19 protein-coding genes are annotated in these 14,146 nt (G+C 67.8%); 5 read left to right on the top strand and 14 right to left on the bottom strand.

Features of this window, described 5'->3' with window-relative positions; all coding sequences use genetic code 11:
• A partial coding sequence (locus ACWELJ_RS29350) for an LppP/LprE family lipoprotein (RefSeq protein ID WP_452369360.1) occupies window positions 1–562 on the top strand: 562 nt, incomplete at its 5' end.
• A 15-nt stretch (window positions 563–577) separates the two neighbouring features.
• Here the strand turns inward: ACWELJ_RS29350 and ACWELJ_RS29355 are convergent.
• Entirely contained in the window at window positions 578–1,930 is a 1,353-nt protein-coding gene (locus ACWELJ_RS29355) for a cytochrome P450 (RefSeq protein WP_452369361.1), read from the bottom strand.
• 58 nt (window positions 1,931–1,988) lie between these two features.
• On the bottom strand, window positions 1,989–3,041 hold the full coding sequence (locus ACWELJ_RS29360; RefSeq protein ID WP_452369362.1) for a terpene synthase family protein: 1,053 nt from the start codon (window positions 3,039–3,041) through the stop codon (window positions 1,989–1,991).
• Between the two features lie 591 nt (window positions 3,042–3,632).
• On the opposite strand from ACWELJ_RS29360, the gene ACWELJ_RS29365 reads away from it, so the two are divergent.
• Entirely contained in the window at window positions 3,633–4,349 is a 717-nt protein-coding gene (locus ACWELJ_RS29365) for an AraC family transcriptional regulator ligand-binding domain-containing protein (RefSeq protein ID WP_452369363.1), read from the top strand.
• A gap of 30 nt (window positions 4,350–4,379) precedes the next feature.
• On the opposite strand, the gene ACWELJ_RS29370 is transcribed toward ACWELJ_RS29365, so the two are convergent.
• Entirely contained in the window at window positions 4,380–5,408 is a 1,029-nt protein-coding gene (locus ACWELJ_RS29370; protein WP_452369364.1) for an AraC family transcriptional regulator ligand-binding domain-containing protein, read from the bottom strand.
• 171 nt (window positions 5,409–5,579) lie between these two features.
• Window positions 5,580–6,065 (bottom strand): FKBP-type peptidyl-prolyl cis-trans isomerase, encoded by a 486-nt coding sequence (locus ACWELJ_RS29375; protein WP_357097191.1) that lies wholly within the window; start codon window positions 6,063–6,065, stop codon window positions 5,580–5,582.
• 104 nt (window positions 6,066–6,169) lie between these two features.
• Between ACWELJ_RS29375 and ACWELJ_RS29380 the strand changes: the two genes are divergently transcribed.
• Window positions 6,170–7,186, top strand: coding sequence for a TIGR03617 family F420-dependent LLM class oxidoreductase (locus tag ACWELJ_RS29380; RefSeq protein WP_452369365.1), 1,017 nt, complete (start codon window positions 6,170–6,172; stop codon window positions 7,184–7,186).
• 22 nt (window positions 7,187–7,208) lie between these two features.
• On the opposite strand, the gene ACWELJ_RS29385 is transcribed toward ACWELJ_RS29380, so the two are convergent.
• Together ACWELJ_RS29385 and ACWELJ_RS29390 are read right to left on the bottom strand one after the other, a co-directional pair.
• On the bottom strand, window positions 7,209–7,772 hold the full coding sequence (locus ACWELJ_RS29385) for a PadR family transcriptional regulator (protein ID WP_452369366.1): 564 nt from the start codon (window positions 7,770–7,772) through the stop codon (window positions 7,209–7,211).
• 113 nt (window positions 7,773–7,885) lie between these two features.
• Window positions 7,886–8,314: a hypothetical protein gene (locus ACWELJ_RS29390; protein WP_452369367.1), complete on the bottom strand. Its 429-nt coding sequence runs from the start codon at window positions 8,312–8,314 to the stop codon at window positions 7,886–7,888.
• Between the two features lie 248 nt (window positions 8,315–8,562).
• Here ACWELJ_RS29390 and ACWELJ_RS29395 point away from each other — a divergent pair, with 248 nt between their 5' ends.
• Window positions 8,563–9,186: an SMI1/KNR4 family protein gene (locus ACWELJ_RS29395; protein ID WP_452369368.1), complete on the top strand. Its 624-nt coding sequence runs from the start codon at window positions 8,563–8,565 to the stop codon at window positions 9,184–9,186.
• Window positions 9,187–9,214: 28 nt separating this feature from the next.
• On the opposite strand, the gene ACWELJ_RS29400 is transcribed toward ACWELJ_RS29395, so the two are convergent.
• The gene (locus ACWELJ_RS29400) at window positions 9,215–10,444 is read right to left on the bottom strand and encodes an acyl-CoA dehydrogenase family protein (protein ID WP_452369369.1); all 1,230 of its coding nucleotides are present in this window, start codon (window positions 10,442–10,444) and stop codon (window positions 9,215–9,217) included.
• 105 nt (window positions 10,445–10,549) lie between these two features.
• On the opposite strand from ACWELJ_RS29400, the gene ACWELJ_RS29405 reads away from it, so the two are divergent.
• On the top strand, window positions 10,550–11,008 hold the full coding sequence (locus ACWELJ_RS29405) for a hypothetical protein (protein WP_452369370.1): 459 nt from the start codon (window positions 10,550–10,552) through the stop codon (window positions 11,006–11,008).
• A 97-nt stretch (window positions 11,009–11,105) separates the two neighbouring features.
• On the opposite strand, the gene ACWELJ_RS29410 is transcribed toward ACWELJ_RS29405, so the two are convergent.
• The 7 genes from ACWELJ_RS29410 to ACWELJ_RS29440 all read right to left on the bottom strand — a co-directional run.
• Window positions 11,106–11,336 (bottom strand): hypothetical protein, encoded by a 231-nt coding sequence (locus ACWELJ_RS29410; protein WP_452369371.1) that lies wholly within the window; start codon window positions 11,334–11,336, stop codon window positions 11,106–11,108.
• 48 nt (window positions 11,337–11,384) lie between these two features.
• Window positions 11,385–11,738 carry a VOC family protein gene (locus ACWELJ_RS29415; protein WP_452369372.1) on the bottom strand — a complete coding sequence of 118 codons (354 nt, stop codon included), beginning with the start codon at window positions 11,736–11,738 and terminating at the stop codon, window positions 11,385–11,387.
• Window positions 11,739–11,782: 44 nt separating this feature from the next.
• The gene (locus tag ACWELJ_RS29420; RefSeq protein WP_452369373.1) at window positions 11,783–12,181 is read right to left on the bottom strand and encodes a hypothetical protein; all 399 of its coding nucleotides are present in this window, start codon (window positions 12,179–12,181) and stop codon (window positions 11,783–11,785) included.
• A 36-nt stretch (window positions 12,182–12,217) separates the two neighbouring features.
• Window positions 12,218–12,574: an immunity 51 family protein gene (locus ACWELJ_RS29425; protein ID WP_452369374.1), complete on the bottom strand. Its 357-nt coding sequence runs from the start codon at window positions 12,572–12,574 to the stop codon at window positions 12,218–12,220.
• Between the two features lie 50 nt (window positions 12,575–12,624).
• Window positions 12,625–13,062 (bottom strand): DUF4442 domain-containing protein, encoded by a 438-nt coding sequence (locus ACWELJ_RS29430; RefSeq protein WP_452369375.1) that lies wholly within the window; start codon window positions 13,060–13,062, stop codon window positions 12,625–12,627.
• A gap of 208 nt (window positions 13,063–13,270) precedes the next feature.
• Window positions 13,271–13,945, bottom strand: a complete 675-nt coding sequence (locus ACWELJ_RS29435) for a nuclear transport factor 2 family protein (protein ID WP_452369376.1) — start codon at window positions 13,943–13,945, stop codon at window positions 13,271–13,273.
• Window positions 13,946–13,966: 21 nt separating this feature from the next.
• A partial coding sequence (locus ACWELJ_RS29440; RefSeq protein WP_452367844.1) for a DUF1214 domain-containing protein occupies window positions 13,967–14,146 on the bottom strand: 180 nt, incomplete at its 5' end.

The raw sequence follows: 14,146 nt of genomic DNA on the forward strand, positions 1-14,146 counted from the left end.
CACCGTGAGCGCGGCGGGATCCGCGCCGGCCACGGCGCCCGCGCAGTCGCCGGAGAATCCGCCGCAGTCGCAGGGGAATCCGACACAGTCCCCAGGGACCTCGCGACCGCCGGCGGACACCGCGCCCGCCACCGCGGCCAACGGCCGGTGCGTCAGCCTGACCTCGCCGGTGGTCACGCAGGCGCTCGCGACACTCGGCGGCGGTGTGGGCGGGGACGGGTTCTATGCCGAGAGCGGCACCGACGCGGCCGTCGGCTCCTGCCCCGCGCTGCTGTGGGTCCGAGCCGGGACTCCGCACGGCACCGCCAGTTCGCCCTGGCACGTGATGCTGTTCAACCACGACGGCTACCTGGGCACCGCGACCAAACGGTCCACCTCCTACACCAGCGTCGTCGGATCCTCCGATCGCACGGTGCAGGTGCAGTACCGCTGGCTCGCCGGGAACGACGCGAACTGCTGCCCGTCGGGCGGCCCGTCCGTGGTGACGCTCACCCTCGGATCCGACGGGCACAGCGTCACTCCCGACCGCGACTTCCCCGCCCAGGCCATCGCGCCCAAGTGAGCCCGGGCGCGCCGATCAGCGCGCGACCGTCCGCAGGCGCAGGCCCTCCGGTTGCAGGGCTCCGTAAGCGGCCAATCGAACCGTGCTGTGCGGCACCGGTTCGACGGTCCAGCGGCTCATGATCGAGGCGAGGACCAGGGCGGCCTCACTCATGGCGAAGCCGTCACCGGCGCATTTGCGGGTTCCGCCGCCGAAGGGGACCAAAGCCTTTCGGCTCGAGGGGCACACGTTGTGCGGCAACCAGCGGTCCGTGTCGAAGCGCTCCGGGTCGGGGAAGACGTCGGCGCGATGGTGGAGCAGGTAGGGGCTGAAGACGATCGTCGCGCCGGCCGGGATCCGGTGGCCGCCCAGGCTCGCCTCGGTGGTGGTGACACGGCTGAGGATCCAGGCGGCCGGGTACTTGCGCAGCGTTTCGGTGAGCACCCGGCCGGTCAGGTGGAGGTGCTCGATGTGGGCGTGAGCGGGGGTATGCGCGCCGACGACGGTGTCGATCTCGACCTGGACCCGGCGTTGCAGGGCGGGGTCGCGGGCGAGTTCGTAGAGCGTCCAGGCGAGGGTGGTGGCGGTGGATTCGGTGCCCGCCATGAGCATGAGGATCAGCTCGTCGACCAGATCGGTGCGGGAATCGGGTGTCGCCGGGGCGGATTCGAGCAGGGCGGTCAGCAGGTCGCCGCCGATCGCGCCGCCCGCGGTCCGGTTGCGGTCGATCATGTCGGAGACGGCGTGCCGCAGGCGGGTGCGGACGGCCTGGTAGCGGCGGTTGGCGGGCAGCGGGATCCGGGCCAGGGCCGGGGGCAGGAACATGCGGGTGAAGATGCCTTTGACATACAGGGTGATGTCGGAAATGGTGTGTTCCAAGGCATCCGGGGTGAATCCGGCGCCGAAGACGAGGGCCGCGGCGCAGCCCGCGCCGATGCGGAGCATGTCCGGGAAGGCGTCGATCGACTGGTCGGGCCGCCAGGTGTCGAGGACGGTGGTGGCCTGGTCGACGATGGTGCGTCCGTAGCCGGGCATCCGGTCCTTGCGGAAGATCGGCTGCACCCGGCGGCGGTGGGCGGCGTGCTCGGCGTGCGGGCAGGAGGCGACATTGTTGCCGGTCAGCTCGCGCAGGCGGTCGAAGAAGAAGCCGCCCTTGTCGAATGCGCGTGGGTCGTGGAGCAATTCGTAGGTCAGTTCGGGGGTGCAGACGACGTAGACGTCGCCGGTGCCGATCCGCAGCCGGACCAGGTCGCCGTGCTCGGGGAGACCGAGCAGGAAGGTGAGGGGGTCACGGAGCAGAGAGACGCTGTGACCCAGGAGCGGGAGCGCGCCGGGGGCGGTGGGGATGCGGGTGCGGGCGGCGGACGCGCCCGGGGACAAGACAGCCATGATCGACCTCCTGGTGGCGATGGCAGGGGGGTGCGCGGGATGTGAGAGTCGGTACCGGTCAGTCGGCGGCGAGCAGGGTGGCTGAGGTGCCCAGGCGGGTGACGTCGGCCTGGAGATAGCGCTCCGAATGCATCGACCAGTCGAGATTGCCGCGCATCCAGTACTTCATACCGTCGACGCACAGCCGCACGGCCCGGTGCTCCTGGCCGGTGAGCCCCCGCCAGTCGGCGCACAGGGTCGCCAGTTCGACTTCGGCACAGTGGAATTCGTCGATGATCCGCCCCACGCGCCGGTAGGCGGCGGCGACGGCGTCCTGCAATCCGCAGCGCTGTTCGGCGGCCAGGGCGAGCACGCCGTTGGTGACCTCGCCGATGGCGAGCTCCTTGCGCAGCGACACCACATCGTTGACCCACACCACGACGTCGGCGGCGCAGTTGAACATGTGCTGGAACGGGTCACTGCGCCGGATCATGCCCGGAACCTCCCGGCCCGCCGCGTATTCCAGCAGGTACAGACACGGGGTGATGCCGCCGGACTGACGGCGCAGCTGGGCGTAGGACACGACGCCGGGCACGGCTTCGGCGCGCCGGTTGATCGCCTCGTACGGGAACGACTCCATGAACGCGGCCATGCAATCGACGAAACCGAGCCGCCACTGCACGCTCTGACCATCCGCCATCCGGTCCCACACCGCGGCCAGTTGCCGGAAGAGTGCGCCGGGATGCTCGACGCGGTGGCGGCCGTCGACCGGGAGCGCGTCGAGCACCTGCGCCAGCGCCCGGCCGTGACCGGCGGCGACGCTGCCGCCCGGCCCGTCGTACCAGTCGTCGATGACGAATGCCCAGGTGAACCAGCCCGCCAGCGGTTCGAGCCGGTCCTCGCGGACGAAAGGGAAAGTGCGAGCGATGAGTTCGCCGAGCCGGGTGCCCGCCAGCCGCTGCCGCTGCCGGGCGGTTTCGACCAGACGGTAGCTGTCCGCCCAGTCCAGGATCAGGCTTTCCAAACGATCGCCGTAGCGCGAAACACGCACCGGCAGAGCGAGTATCGGGTGTCCTGGCGGTGGGAGGGTATCCAGTTCGGGCACACTGACCGGGATTTCGGGCGCGGACATGACGGCCTCGATTCGAATCGGCTGCGACGCGGCAATAGACATGGCTCGACCGCCGCGTGGGTGAACGTGGGAGTACCGCAATAGGTTTCGATACCTGCCCGCGGTCGTCTCGCTGTCCGGCGGGGGTTCATCGATCACCGTGCGATGAAATAACTGTAAGGTTGCCAGAACCTTTTCGCCAGTGCGCTTCCGGTCACGAGAAGTTGATATTGGGACAACACCGCGTGTCCTGGCGACACCCCGGCGCACCGCAGCGCTCCCCCGGCGGCGAGGACCCATCCGCCCCGACACCGATCCCCGGCGAAGATCGATTTCCGGCCCGCACGCGCCAACTTCGGACATCCGCGCCCGACCCGCACGGGCACAGGATGGCGCGATCAGCGAGGCCTTGGCGCAATCGGGGCTGGTCGAGTTGCCCGCGATTCACCAAGCTGGAAGCGGGATCCGGGCGCACGCGCCGCGCCGCGGGTGCGCCCGGAGACCTCCAATCGTTCCGCCGCGTGACGTGCGTCAGCCGGGCGACGGCGGCAGTCCCGAGGACCAGAGGCAACACCGGTGATCAATCACAGGCCGGCCCAGCGTCGGTATCGAATGCGCCCGATCTTCAGTACCGCGTTGCTGGTGGATTTCGCGCTGGGCCGCGGCCTGTCGATCGCATCGGTCCTGCGGCACACCGGCATCCGCGACCTGCAGCTCGCCCACCCCGGCACCGAGGTCACCTTCGCCCAGCACGTGGCGGTGATGCGCAATATCGTGCACGGCATCGGCGACGAGGCCGGCTTCGGCCTGATGGCCGGACTCACCTGCCATCCCCCGCAGCTCGGCGCGGTCGAACGCGCGGTCATGAGTCAGCCCACGGTCCGGCAGGCGTTCGAGGTCGCCATCCGCTTCGCCGAGCGGTCCTGCTCGCTGGCCCGCCACACCATCGAACGGCGCGGCGACGAGATCGAGCTGGTGCGTGACGATTCCATGCTGCCCGCCGAGATCCGGCGATTCGCCCTCGAACACGACATCGGGGCGCTGGTCAGCATGCAACGCGACGCGGTGCAGATGCGCCGACCCATCAAACGCGCCGAGACCACGGTGGCCGCCGATCCGGTCTACGAAGGGATCGCGATCGTGCTGGGCGTGCGCGACCTCACCTTCGACGCGCCGCGCACCGCACTGATACTGGACCCCGCGCTGCTGGATATGCCGATGCCGCAGGCGAATCCCCGCTTCGCGGGCCTGTACGCGGTCCGCGATGACGACCGAGCCCCCCGCCACCCGACCCGCCTGCGCTTCGACGACGGCCCCGCCCGGCGCTGACCACGGTGTCGCCCCACCGGTCGCGACGTCTCAGGAGCGGCCCGCCAGGACCGCGCCGTCGGAGACGCGGCGTTCGGCGATCGACTCCCATCGTCGGGCGGCTCGCCGAATCGCTTGCGGGCCCGAGTATCCCAGGATCTCGGCCTGGCGGGCGCGGCCCAGTCGCTGTCCGGCGGTGTCGGCCCGGCGTAGTCGTTCCAGTCGGGCGCGGTCCAATTCCTGGCGCCAGGTGGTGCCCGCCTCGGTCAGCCGGCGCTGTAAGGTCCGGCGGCTCACCATGAGTCGGCGCGCGACGGTGGCGAGCGAGGCGTCCCCCGCGACGAGCGCGTCGGCGAGCGCCTCGGCCACCTGGTCGACCCAGGCGCTGGCCAGCGGGGGCGGCGGCGGGACGGTGGAGGCGACCTTCTCGAGAATGGCGTGCAGCACCGGGTCCGCGGTGGTGAGCGCGGTGTCCATATCGGCGGCCCGGAAGGTGATGGAATCCTCCGACGCCCCGAATTCGATGGCCCGGGTGCCGACCAGATCGTGCAGATCGGTGTGGTTGCGCGGGGCCCGCTGGCGTAACCGGACCCGGACCGCGTCGAACGGCCCGGCCGCCACCCGCCGGGGCCGCCCGAGCAGGGAGCCCACCGCCCACAGGTGGGTCAGGTCGCGGGCGGTGTCGTCACCCTCGATGATCTCGAAGCCGAAGGTGATGTCGCCGTTGTCCTCCTCGGTGTAGGACAGCCGGTGATTGGTGCTGATATCGCTGATGAAGGGCCCGACGGTGGCCAGGCCCTCACCGATGGTGGCCGAGGTGGAGAACAGGTAGTCGCACAGCCCGCCGGCGCCGAGGGTGAATCGGCAGCCCACCCGGGCGGGGACGAGCGGATCGTCGAGGGCGCGCGCGGCCACCTCCCACAGGCGCGCGTAGGCCGAGCTGGGGACCTGGATGTCCCCGTCGTCCATCGACCATTGCGGAATACCGGCCTCTCGGAGCAACCAGTCGGTATCCAAACCGTTCGCCGTCAGCTCGGTGACGGCGAACCTGTGCAGGGACAGGCGATATGTGGTCTCCAAGATTCCTCCGGCCGCGCGCACAGGACCACTCGTTGCTTTCGGAAACCTAGTCACAGACCGCGTGATCCGGTGGCGACATCGGCCGATTGGCCGAAAAACGAACCCTGTCGGCCGCACCGGAATTCGGAGGATTCACCGGGCCGGTTCACAGCGAACCGGCCCGGCGCGGGATCAGTGGTGGTGGTCGTCGTCGCCGTGTGGGTGACCGTGGGCCAGCTCGTCGGCGGTGGCGTCGCGCACGTCGACCACCTTCACCGCGAAGTTCAGCCGCTGACCCGCGAGGGGGTGATTGGCGTCGATGATGACCTCGTCGCCGTCGACCTGCTGCACGACCACGATCTGGGATTCGCCGTCCGGGGCCTCGGCGTGGAACTCCATGCCCGGCTCCAGCTCGTCGACGCCCTCGAACATGTCGCGCGGCACGCTGGAGACCAGTTCGGCCAGGTAGTCGCCGTAGCCGTCCTCCGGCTCGACCACGACGGTGAGTTCGTCGCCGGTGCTCTTGCCTTCCAGCGCCTGTTCCAGGCCCGGCACGATGTTGTCCGCGCCGTGCAGGTAGATCAGCGGCTCGTCGCCGACGGAGGTGTCCAGCACCTCGCCGTCGTCGGCCGTCAAGGTGTATTCGATGGAGACGACCTTGTCAGCGGCGATCGACATGGGTGACCCTTTCGCAGAGGAATGCGGACCGCGCAAATGTAACCCGGACCCACCGGTTCGCTACCGTCGGCGTCGACAACACGCGACACCGAGGAAGACGGCCGATGAGAGTCTTTGCAGCCCTGGATCCGCGCCTGCCCCTGTCCCAGGTGCCCGCGGTGGCGCGCCGGATGGAGGCCCTCGGCTTCGACGGCATCCACATTCCCGAGACCATCCACGACTCGTTCGCGGTGGCGCTGCTGGCGGCCGAGCACACCAGCCGCATCACGGTACGCACGGCTATCACGCTGGCCTTCGTCCGCTCCCCCACCCTGGTCGCCTACAGCGCGTGGGATCTGGCGAGCTTCTCCGGCGGGCGGTTCGAACTGGGGCTGGGCACCCAGATCAAACAGAACATCGAAGACCGGTACGCCATGCCCTGGACCGAACCGGTCGGCCGGATGGGTGAGTACGTCGAGGCGGTGCGGGAACTGTTCGCGGCCTTCGCATCCGGTGAATCGGTTCGCTACGAGGGCGAGCATTACCGGATCACGCGCATGCAGCCCTATTTCAATCCCGGGCCCAGCGAGATGGCGGCCCCGCCGGTGCTGCTGGGCGCGGTCAACACCGGAATGTGCACGCTGGCCGGACGACTCGCCGACGGCGTGATCACCCACTCCACCAACGCCGATCCCGGCTATCTGCGCGAGGTGGTGCGACCCGCCCTGGTGGCGGGCGCGGTGCAGAGCGCACGGACCACGCCACCGATCTACGCGTCCGCGCCGGTCGCCACCGGCGCGAGTGCCGAGCTGGTGAATCGCGAACGCGAGCGGATGCGCCGGCTGCTCGCGTTCCTCTACTCCACGCCGTCCTACAAGCCCACGCTCATCCGGCTCGGCCTGCCCGAATTGTTCGACCGGCTGCGGGAACTCACGCAGGAGCACCGGTGGGACCGGCTGTCGGCGGTGATGACCGACGATGTGCTGGACACCCTGCTCGTCTGCGGCGATTACGCCGCGCTGCCAGAACTGCTGCGGGAGCGCTACGACGGGCTCGCCGAGGGCGTCGTGATGGCGGCCCCCGCCGACGACGGGGCCGACGACCGCCTGCGGAAGGCGATCGAGGAGCTCCGGTCGAACTGACGCGGCACCGCGCGCGGAAACCCTAGGCGCGGGCCTCGATCCGCCGTTCGATGACCGACAGCGCGAACTCCGCCCAGCGAATGTTCTCCTGTTCCAGGGAGATTCCGCGCAGCAGGGTCAGATACGGGCCCACCCGTTCGACTTCGGCCAGGTACGCCTGTTCGCTGCGCCCGTCCAGCATCCGGGTGCGCAGCCGTTCGTAGCGGGCCAGGCGCGCCCGCGACCACTCCTGTTTGGCGGCGACCGCGGCCCGCACGGCGGGGGCGTCCTCGGGTTCCATGGCCTGGACCTTCACCATCATCTCGTCGCGGATGGCGGTGGGTTTGGCGGGCTCGGCGATGAATTCGCGCAGTGCGGCCCGCCCGGCGGGGGTGATGGCGTGCAGGCGTTTGGTGGGGCGGCGTTCCTGTTCGACGACGCGGGTCTCGATGAGCCCGTCGGCGGCCATCCGCTCGAGTTCCTTGTACAGCTGCTGCGGGGTGGCGACCCAGAAGTTCGCCACGGGGGCGTCGAAACCCTTGGCCAGGTCGTAGCCGGAGGCCTCGCCGTCCAGCAGGGCGGCCAGCACCGCGTTTCGTAGGGCCATCAGGTCAGGCTAACTGATCAACTAATTGACCGTGCGCGGCCGATCCCGGTCCGAGGGCGCCGATCCGGGCCCGGAGACACAGCCGCGCGCCGCGCCTCCGGGTTCGCGGCGCGCTACTTGGCCGAGAGGCTGCTGAGCAGGCCGGCGAGGGGGTTGCTCGCGGACGAGCCGGTGCCGCCGGGGACGGGGATCGGGGTGCAGTCCACGACGTCCACGGTGATGGTCTTGACGCTGATGACCTGCTGGATCGCCTTGAGGGTGTGCGAGCCGACGGTGGTCGGGGTCCAGGAGAAGACGGCCTGGTTGTTGGCGACCTTGGCGTTGCCGAGGAGAGTGTCGTTGTCGCTCAGCGAGACATCGAACAGGAACGAGGTCGGGTCGACGGCGACGGTCACGGTGGTGGCCTTGTTGAGGCAGACCTTGGCGTCGCTGACGGTGATCGAGTTGACCAACGCGCTGGCGTTGGGGGCGGTCAGCGCGGCGACGGCGGCCGCTGCGCCGATCGCCGTCGCGCCGATGCCGGCACGGCGGGAATTCTTCATGAAGTGTGCTCCTCACATATCGCCCACAACTTCGTGAGCAATGAGAAACGATAGTGCTTCACTACAGGTGAGCGGGCGATTTCCGCGCATCCCGGGATCGTCGGCCCGTCCGCCGAGGCGAATTATGCGCCCGGAGCATTCTTCTCATGCGCGACCGTGCGTAGCGGTCGGTTTGCTATGCCCCTACCGTGAAGTCCATCTCGCTCCACCGCGGCCGGCCATCAAGCGATCTCAGAGCGGAGACAGGCGTGCCATCACTCGACGCGGGGTCCGCGTTCACCAAAGTCCTGGCCTGGATGGAGGCCGGCTCCCTGGGCATCCGGGAGCATTTCCGCGCGCCCGCGTCCCGGGCGGCGCTGGCGAATTATCGCGCGACTTTCGGGCAGCCGCTGCCGGATTCGCTGATCGCCATGCTGTCGGTCGCGGACGGCACCGACGACGCGGGCGATTTCTTCCTGCACCGGCTGCTGGGAGTCGAGGAGATCATCGCGATCCAGACGGTGCAGGAGCGCACCGCGGAGTCCTTCCGCCGCGCGGGCGTCGACTGCGATCACTGGGTGCACTGCCCCGAACCGGGCGCGGTGTCACGGAAGTTCTGGAAACCCGGGTGGGTGCCGTTCACCGCGGACGACGGCGACTGCGGTTTCGCGGTGGACACCAGCCCCGGGCCGTTCGGCACCGTGGGCCAGGTCATCACCTACGGACCCGACCCGGCCGTGCGCGCGGTGATCGCGCCGTCACTGGCCGGGTTCTTCGAATTGATCAGCGCGCGACTGGATCTCGGGTCGGCGCTGGTGGACCCGCACACCGGTGCGGTGTCGCTGTGCACGCCCGCGGGCAGCGCCGACCTCATCGAGACACTGATGGGGTGAGGCCGCGGGCGTGCCGACCGGCGACGGTCTAGCCGCCGAGCAGGCCCTTGGCGATGTGGGTCACCTGGATCTCGTTGCTGCCCGCGTAGATCATCAGCGACTTGGCGTCGCGGGCGAGCTGCTCGACCTTGTACTCGGCCATGTAGCCGTTGCCGCCGAACAGCTGCACCGCCTCCATGGCGACCTCGGTGGCCGCGCGCGAGGAGTACAGCTTCATCGCCGACGCCTCGGCCAGCGACACCTTCTCCCCCGCCGCGGTCCGCTCGATGGCGTTGAACACCATGTTCTGCACATTGATTCGCGCGATCTCCATCTCGGCCAGCTTGAGCTGGATGAGCTGGAACTGCGCGATCTCCTTGCCCCACAGCTTGCGCGACTTCGCGTACTCGATGCTGAGCCGGTGGCATTCGTTGATGATGCCCAGCGCCAGCGACGCGATGCCGATCCGCTCGGCCGCGAACGACTCCTTGGCACTGTCCTTGCCGTCGCCCTTGGCCGGGGTCTCGGTCTCGCCGAGCAGCCGGTCCGGGGTGATGCGGACATTGTCGAAGAACATCTCACCGGTCGGCGAGGAGTTCATGCCCATCTTCTTGAACGGCTTGCTCTGCGTGAAGCCCTCCATGCCCTTGTCCAGCACGAAGGTCAGCACCTTGCGGTCGCGCTTGTCGGCGCCGTCGCCCTCGTCCAGCTTGGCGTAGACGACGGTGACGTCGGCGTACGGGCCGTTGGTGATGAAAGTCTTCTGGCCGTTGAGGATGTAGTCCTGACCGTCACGCTTGACGTAGGCCTTCATCCCGCCGAACGCGTCCGAGCCCGAATCCGGCTCGGTGATCGCCCACGCGCCGACCTTCTCGAACGTCACCAGCTCCGGCAGCCACCGCTTCTTCTGCGCCAGCGTGCCGCGGCTGCGAATGGTGCCCACGGTCAGACCCAGGCTCACACCCATCGACGCCACCAGACCCAGGCTGATACCCGCCAGCTCACTGTTGAGGATCACCCCCATCGAGCCCGATCCGCTGAACCCGCCGCCCGACTTACCCGGCTTACCAGTGCTGCCGCCCTCTTCCTTGGCGAACGCCTTTTCCAGCCCCTCCTTCGCCAGCTCATCCAGCCCGAAGGTGGCATACAGCTTCCGAATGATGTCGAAAGGCGGCAGCGCCCCGCTCTCCAGCTGCTCGACGTTGGGCTTGATCTCCTTGTCGATGAACCCACGCAGCGCGTCGCGGAACATCAGGTCTTCGTCGGACCACTGGTACATGTAGTGAACTCCCGAGGGCTCGCGGAACGGTTACCCCCGAATATAGAACACGTTCTACTTCACGTCCGGCGCGAGCCCAGCCATCAGGTTTCGTTAGAATCACCCATGACGCCCAGTCAACTGTTCGCCCAACTGGGAGCCGACCGCCGACGACAGGTGCACCTATCGTTGTGCGAGGACGCCCTGCCGACCTGGACCGGCTACATCCACGACAAACGCGCCCACCTTCGCTACCGCGACTCGGTCGTCGGGATGCGGCACGACGTGGATATCGAACTGCCAGCCGATGCGCTCAGATCCGCTTGCGCCGGCACGGATCTCGCCGATGTCGGCAACCGATACCTCGAGCCCATCACGGCCCTGCAAGACGACGATCTGACCTTCCCCGACCCGGTCGAGTTCGCCTACTACGCGATCTACAACTGCTTCCGCAAGTACGCCACCGGCGACGACATCCCGGATTGGCTGATCATCAACCAGGCCTTGTCGATTCACGACGACCGCGAAGCCGCATCACGACTGACCCGCACGATCCACGAGATCATGGCGCGTTCGCGGGCATAGGCGACCGTTGATCTTCCACCGCCCACCTGGCCGTGCGGGCAGTGTGGGCAGTGTGGGCAGTGTGGGAAGCGGCAGCACAGGATGTTCGGGGGGTTCGCTAGTCCGGTCCGCCGAGCACGATCGGCCGGTAGGCCAGCGCCTTGTCCACGATCTGCGCCGGGGTCAACGGGGGATCGGAGAAGTCCCAGAAAATGTGGTCGGAGATGTTGGGGTCCGCCACAGAATCCTGGAGCCGAGCGAGCCATTCATCCAACTGTGCCTCGGTACCCTCGACGTTCTGGATGCGTGCGACCAATTCGATGAGCTGCTCGCGATCGAGCCTGGTCATGGTGTCCTGCCTTGGTGATCTCCGATATGGGCGGATGTGCGCGGCCACTCAGCTTTCCGCGATCTCGATGACGAAGATCGAGTTGCCGTCCGGATCGGCGACGGGGGCTTTGCGTCCTGCCGTGCCGTTGGGACCGACGAGGATGAAAGGGCCGGAGTCGATGCCGCGCGAGCGGATTTCGGCTACGGATGCATCCAAGTCGGGCACGGCGATATTCACCAGCGCCTTTCCGGCGCGCTCGGGATCGACCACGATGTAAACGAATACGGTGTCGCCGAGCTGCCACATCGCCTCGATGCCTGGCGTCACCAGGACATCGGCGGGACGGCCGAACAGGCGGGTGTACCAGCGGTCGGCTGCGGCGAAATCGGTCACCGCCAGGCCGAAGAACAACGAGTTCATGTCCATTACTCAACCAATCCGCGTCGGAGGGGTCGGGCGGTGTGTCAGTTGATCGCGGTCTCGTGGACAGAGTGCCACAGGTAGCCGTCGGGTTCGGCGGTCAGTACGGCGGTCACTTGGCGGGCGGCGCTGCCGGTCGGGCCGTGGTGGACTTCGCGGAAGCGGACCACGACCGTGGCGGCCAACCGGTTCAGCTCGACAACCTCGTCGATTTCGATCCGCAAACCGGGCACGGCATTCCGCGCCGCGCGCAGCCCGGTGAGGAGCGCCTCGCGCGCGACCACCGAACCGTCGGTACTCACCATGGTGAACTCCGGACGCTGCGCGCGGGCGAAGCGTTCGAACACCTCGGGCGCCGCCTCGCTGCCCAACCAGGTCGCGAGATCGTCGTGCAGATTCTGCACCGCGATGGCTACGGCGCCGGCTGCTTTGTCGTCGGTCACCTCAGCGATCGTACGGATGTCGCCGAATCCCGCCGGTCAGTCGAACCACTCGGGGTCGCCGGCCTCGATGAACCCGGACAGCACCGCGGGATCACGATGCGCCTCCTGCAACAACATCCCGAGTTGCCGAAGCGCCCCGGCATCTTCCCCGTAGGCCACGAACATCCCCGCCTCAGGGTCGTAGCTGACCCGATCCGCCAGCTCGGGCGCCCGCGTCGCCACCGCCGACCGCGCAACTCCCGCCCATCCGTAACCGCCACCGTCATAACCGGACTCGGCGAACACGACCTCGGAAGCGAGCATGTGGTTGTCGGACAGCATCAGGCAGAAATGCCCGGGCCTGTGGTCATACTCGAAGAACACCAGCGGGGCGTAGGTCTCACGATCGGTCACGCCCGGACCCTAACGGAACACCCCGACAGCGCCGGGCGCACCTCGAAGGATCAGCGGCGGGTTTCCGAAAGCCCTGGCTTCTTCCTGACATACAGCGTCTGGTGTGCGCGAGCTACCAGGGCGCCGTTGGAATCGACGATCTGGGTTTCGTGCTCGGTGATGGATTTCGACCCGTCGGCGGTGGTGCGGCGGATGTCGTCCATCAGTTCGCGGGGCATCAGCATCGTGGATCGGACGGTGCCGCGGCCGGGGGCGATGAACTCGATGTCGGCGGTGGTGTTCCAGATCCGATAGCCCTGGCCGAGTTGGCCGTTGGCCATCATTCCGAAGAACGGGTCGGTCATCGCGAACAGGGACCAACCCGGTGCGGCGCCATTGTGGTTGGAGTTCCAGCGGCGCACCTTCAGGCTCACCTCGGTGGACGTCCAGTCCTCGGCGAATCGATCGACTCGTACGCCCAGGAACAGCAGAGACGGGGCGAGATTCATCGCCGTTCGCAGCCTACGTGGTGTCAGAACGGCTGCCGGAATAGTCCGCCCTTCGAATCCCCCTGGTTTGAAACGCATTTCGCCACCCTACCTACCGGCCAGTACGGCGCAAGTGAGTACATGTCCTCGTCACTCGTCCGCGCGAGCGAGGGCCTCAACTTCCATCGCGGCGACGTTCGAACCATAGATGCCCACATTGATCCCGCACTCAGCCTCCCACCCGTTCGCCGGTCTCGATGACGCTGCCGGCGGCGTCCCCATCGAAGACGTCACGATGTCCACGTGCCGTGTCCATATATTCCCGAACCCTGTGGATGAGGCCACCCCGCAACTCGAAGACGAAGCAGTAGTCGTTGCGGTACGTGTTCCCGTTCGCCAGCGTGGCGCTCATCGTCTCCTCCACGATCACCCGATCACCATCGGCATAGAAGCCGTGGAAGTCCACCGCGACGTCACTGACGAACAACCGCGAGAACTCCTGTGCCAGAAAGCGTGTGATGGCCTGTCTGCCGATCATGTGGCTCGGAGCGTCGAGCGCGACCGCAGTCGCGTTACCCGCTGGAGCAAGCCATTCGGCATCCGCGGTGAAGAATGCTTCGATCCGGTCGGCATCGTGACTGGCGAACGCCCGCCACGCCGCCTGGACGATGGCCTTGTTATCCGTGGTCATGGCTCGACAGTACAAACATCCACACGCGCCACTCTGGCGGGAAACGGACGAGATCATCCACACACTCCGCCCGCCCGCCCCGCCCGACATCACCACAGCACGCCAATCTCGAACCCCACCGAACCATCTACTGGTCGACATGACAGTGCCTTCGGCCAGCTGCTGCTCGACCGGTTCGGTCAGCACGATATGCGGCACGAGTGTGCTCTGCACCGCACCAGGCTCCGAGCGCTCTCAGCTCGTCTTCTTGACGGGAGGCAGGTACTTGCCGAGGGTTGCGGGATCCTGGGCGTCGGCAGTGGGGAGGTAGATTCGGTAATTCAGCCGGAACAGTCCGCTGGGTGCCGAGGGCAGCCAGTTGCTCGCGTGGTCTGCCGGTTGCTGGTTCTGGATGTAGATGTCGAGTGATCCATC

The organism is Nocardia sp. NPDC004582 (assembly GCF_053602115.1).

Bases quoted from the DNA above. Each gene is read 5' to 3' on its own strand.
- ACWELJ_RS29355 (WP_452369361.1), bottom strand. From the start codon at position 1,930: ATGGCTGTCTTGTCCCCGGGCGCGTCCGCCGCCCGCACCCGCATCCCC.
- ACWELJ_RS29360 (WP_452369362.1), bottom strand. From the start codon at position 3,041: ATGTCCGCGCCCGAAATCCCGGTCAGTGTGCCCGAACTGGATACCCTC.
- ACWELJ_RS29365 (WP_452369363.1), top strand. From the start codon at position 3,633: ATGCGCCCGATCTTCAGTACCGCGTTGCTGGTGGATTTCGCGCTGGGC.
- ACWELJ_RS29375 (WP_357097191.1), bottom strand. From the start codon at position 6,065: ATGTCGATCGCCGCTGACAAGGTCGTCTCCATCGAATACACCTTGACG.
- ACWELJ_RS29380 (WP_452369365.1), top strand. From the start codon at position 6,170: ATGAGAGTCTTTGCAGCCCTGGATCCGCGCCTGCCCCTGTCCCAGGTG.
- ACWELJ_RS29385 (WP_452369366.1), bottom strand. From the start codon at position 7,772: ATGGCCCTACGAAACGCGGTGCTGGCCGCCCTGCTGGACGGCGAGGCC.
- ACWELJ_RS29390 (WP_452369367.1), bottom strand. From the start codon at position 8,314: ATGAAGAATTCCCGCCGTGCCGGCATCGGCGCGACGGCGATCGGCGCA.
- ACWELJ_RS29400 (WP_452369369.1), bottom strand. From the start codon at position 10,444: ATGTACCAGTGGTCCGACGAAGACCTGATGTTCCGCGACGCGCTGCGT.
- ACWELJ_RS29405 (WP_452369370.1), top strand. From the start codon at position 10,550: ATGACGCCCAGTCAACTGTTCGCCCAACTGGGAGCCGACCGCCGACGA.
- ACWELJ_RS29410 (WP_452369371.1), bottom strand. From the start codon at position 11,336: ATGACCAGGCTCGATCGCGAGCAGCTCATCGAATTGGTCGCACGCATC.
- ACWELJ_RS29415 (WP_452369372.1), bottom strand. From the start codon at position 11,738: ATGAACTCGTTGTTCTTCGGCCTGGCGGTGACCGATTTCGCCGCAGCC.
- ACWELJ_RS29430 (WP_452369375.1), bottom strand. From the start codon at position 13,062: ATGAATCTCGCCCCGTCTCTGCTGTTCCTGGGCGTACGAGTCGATCGA.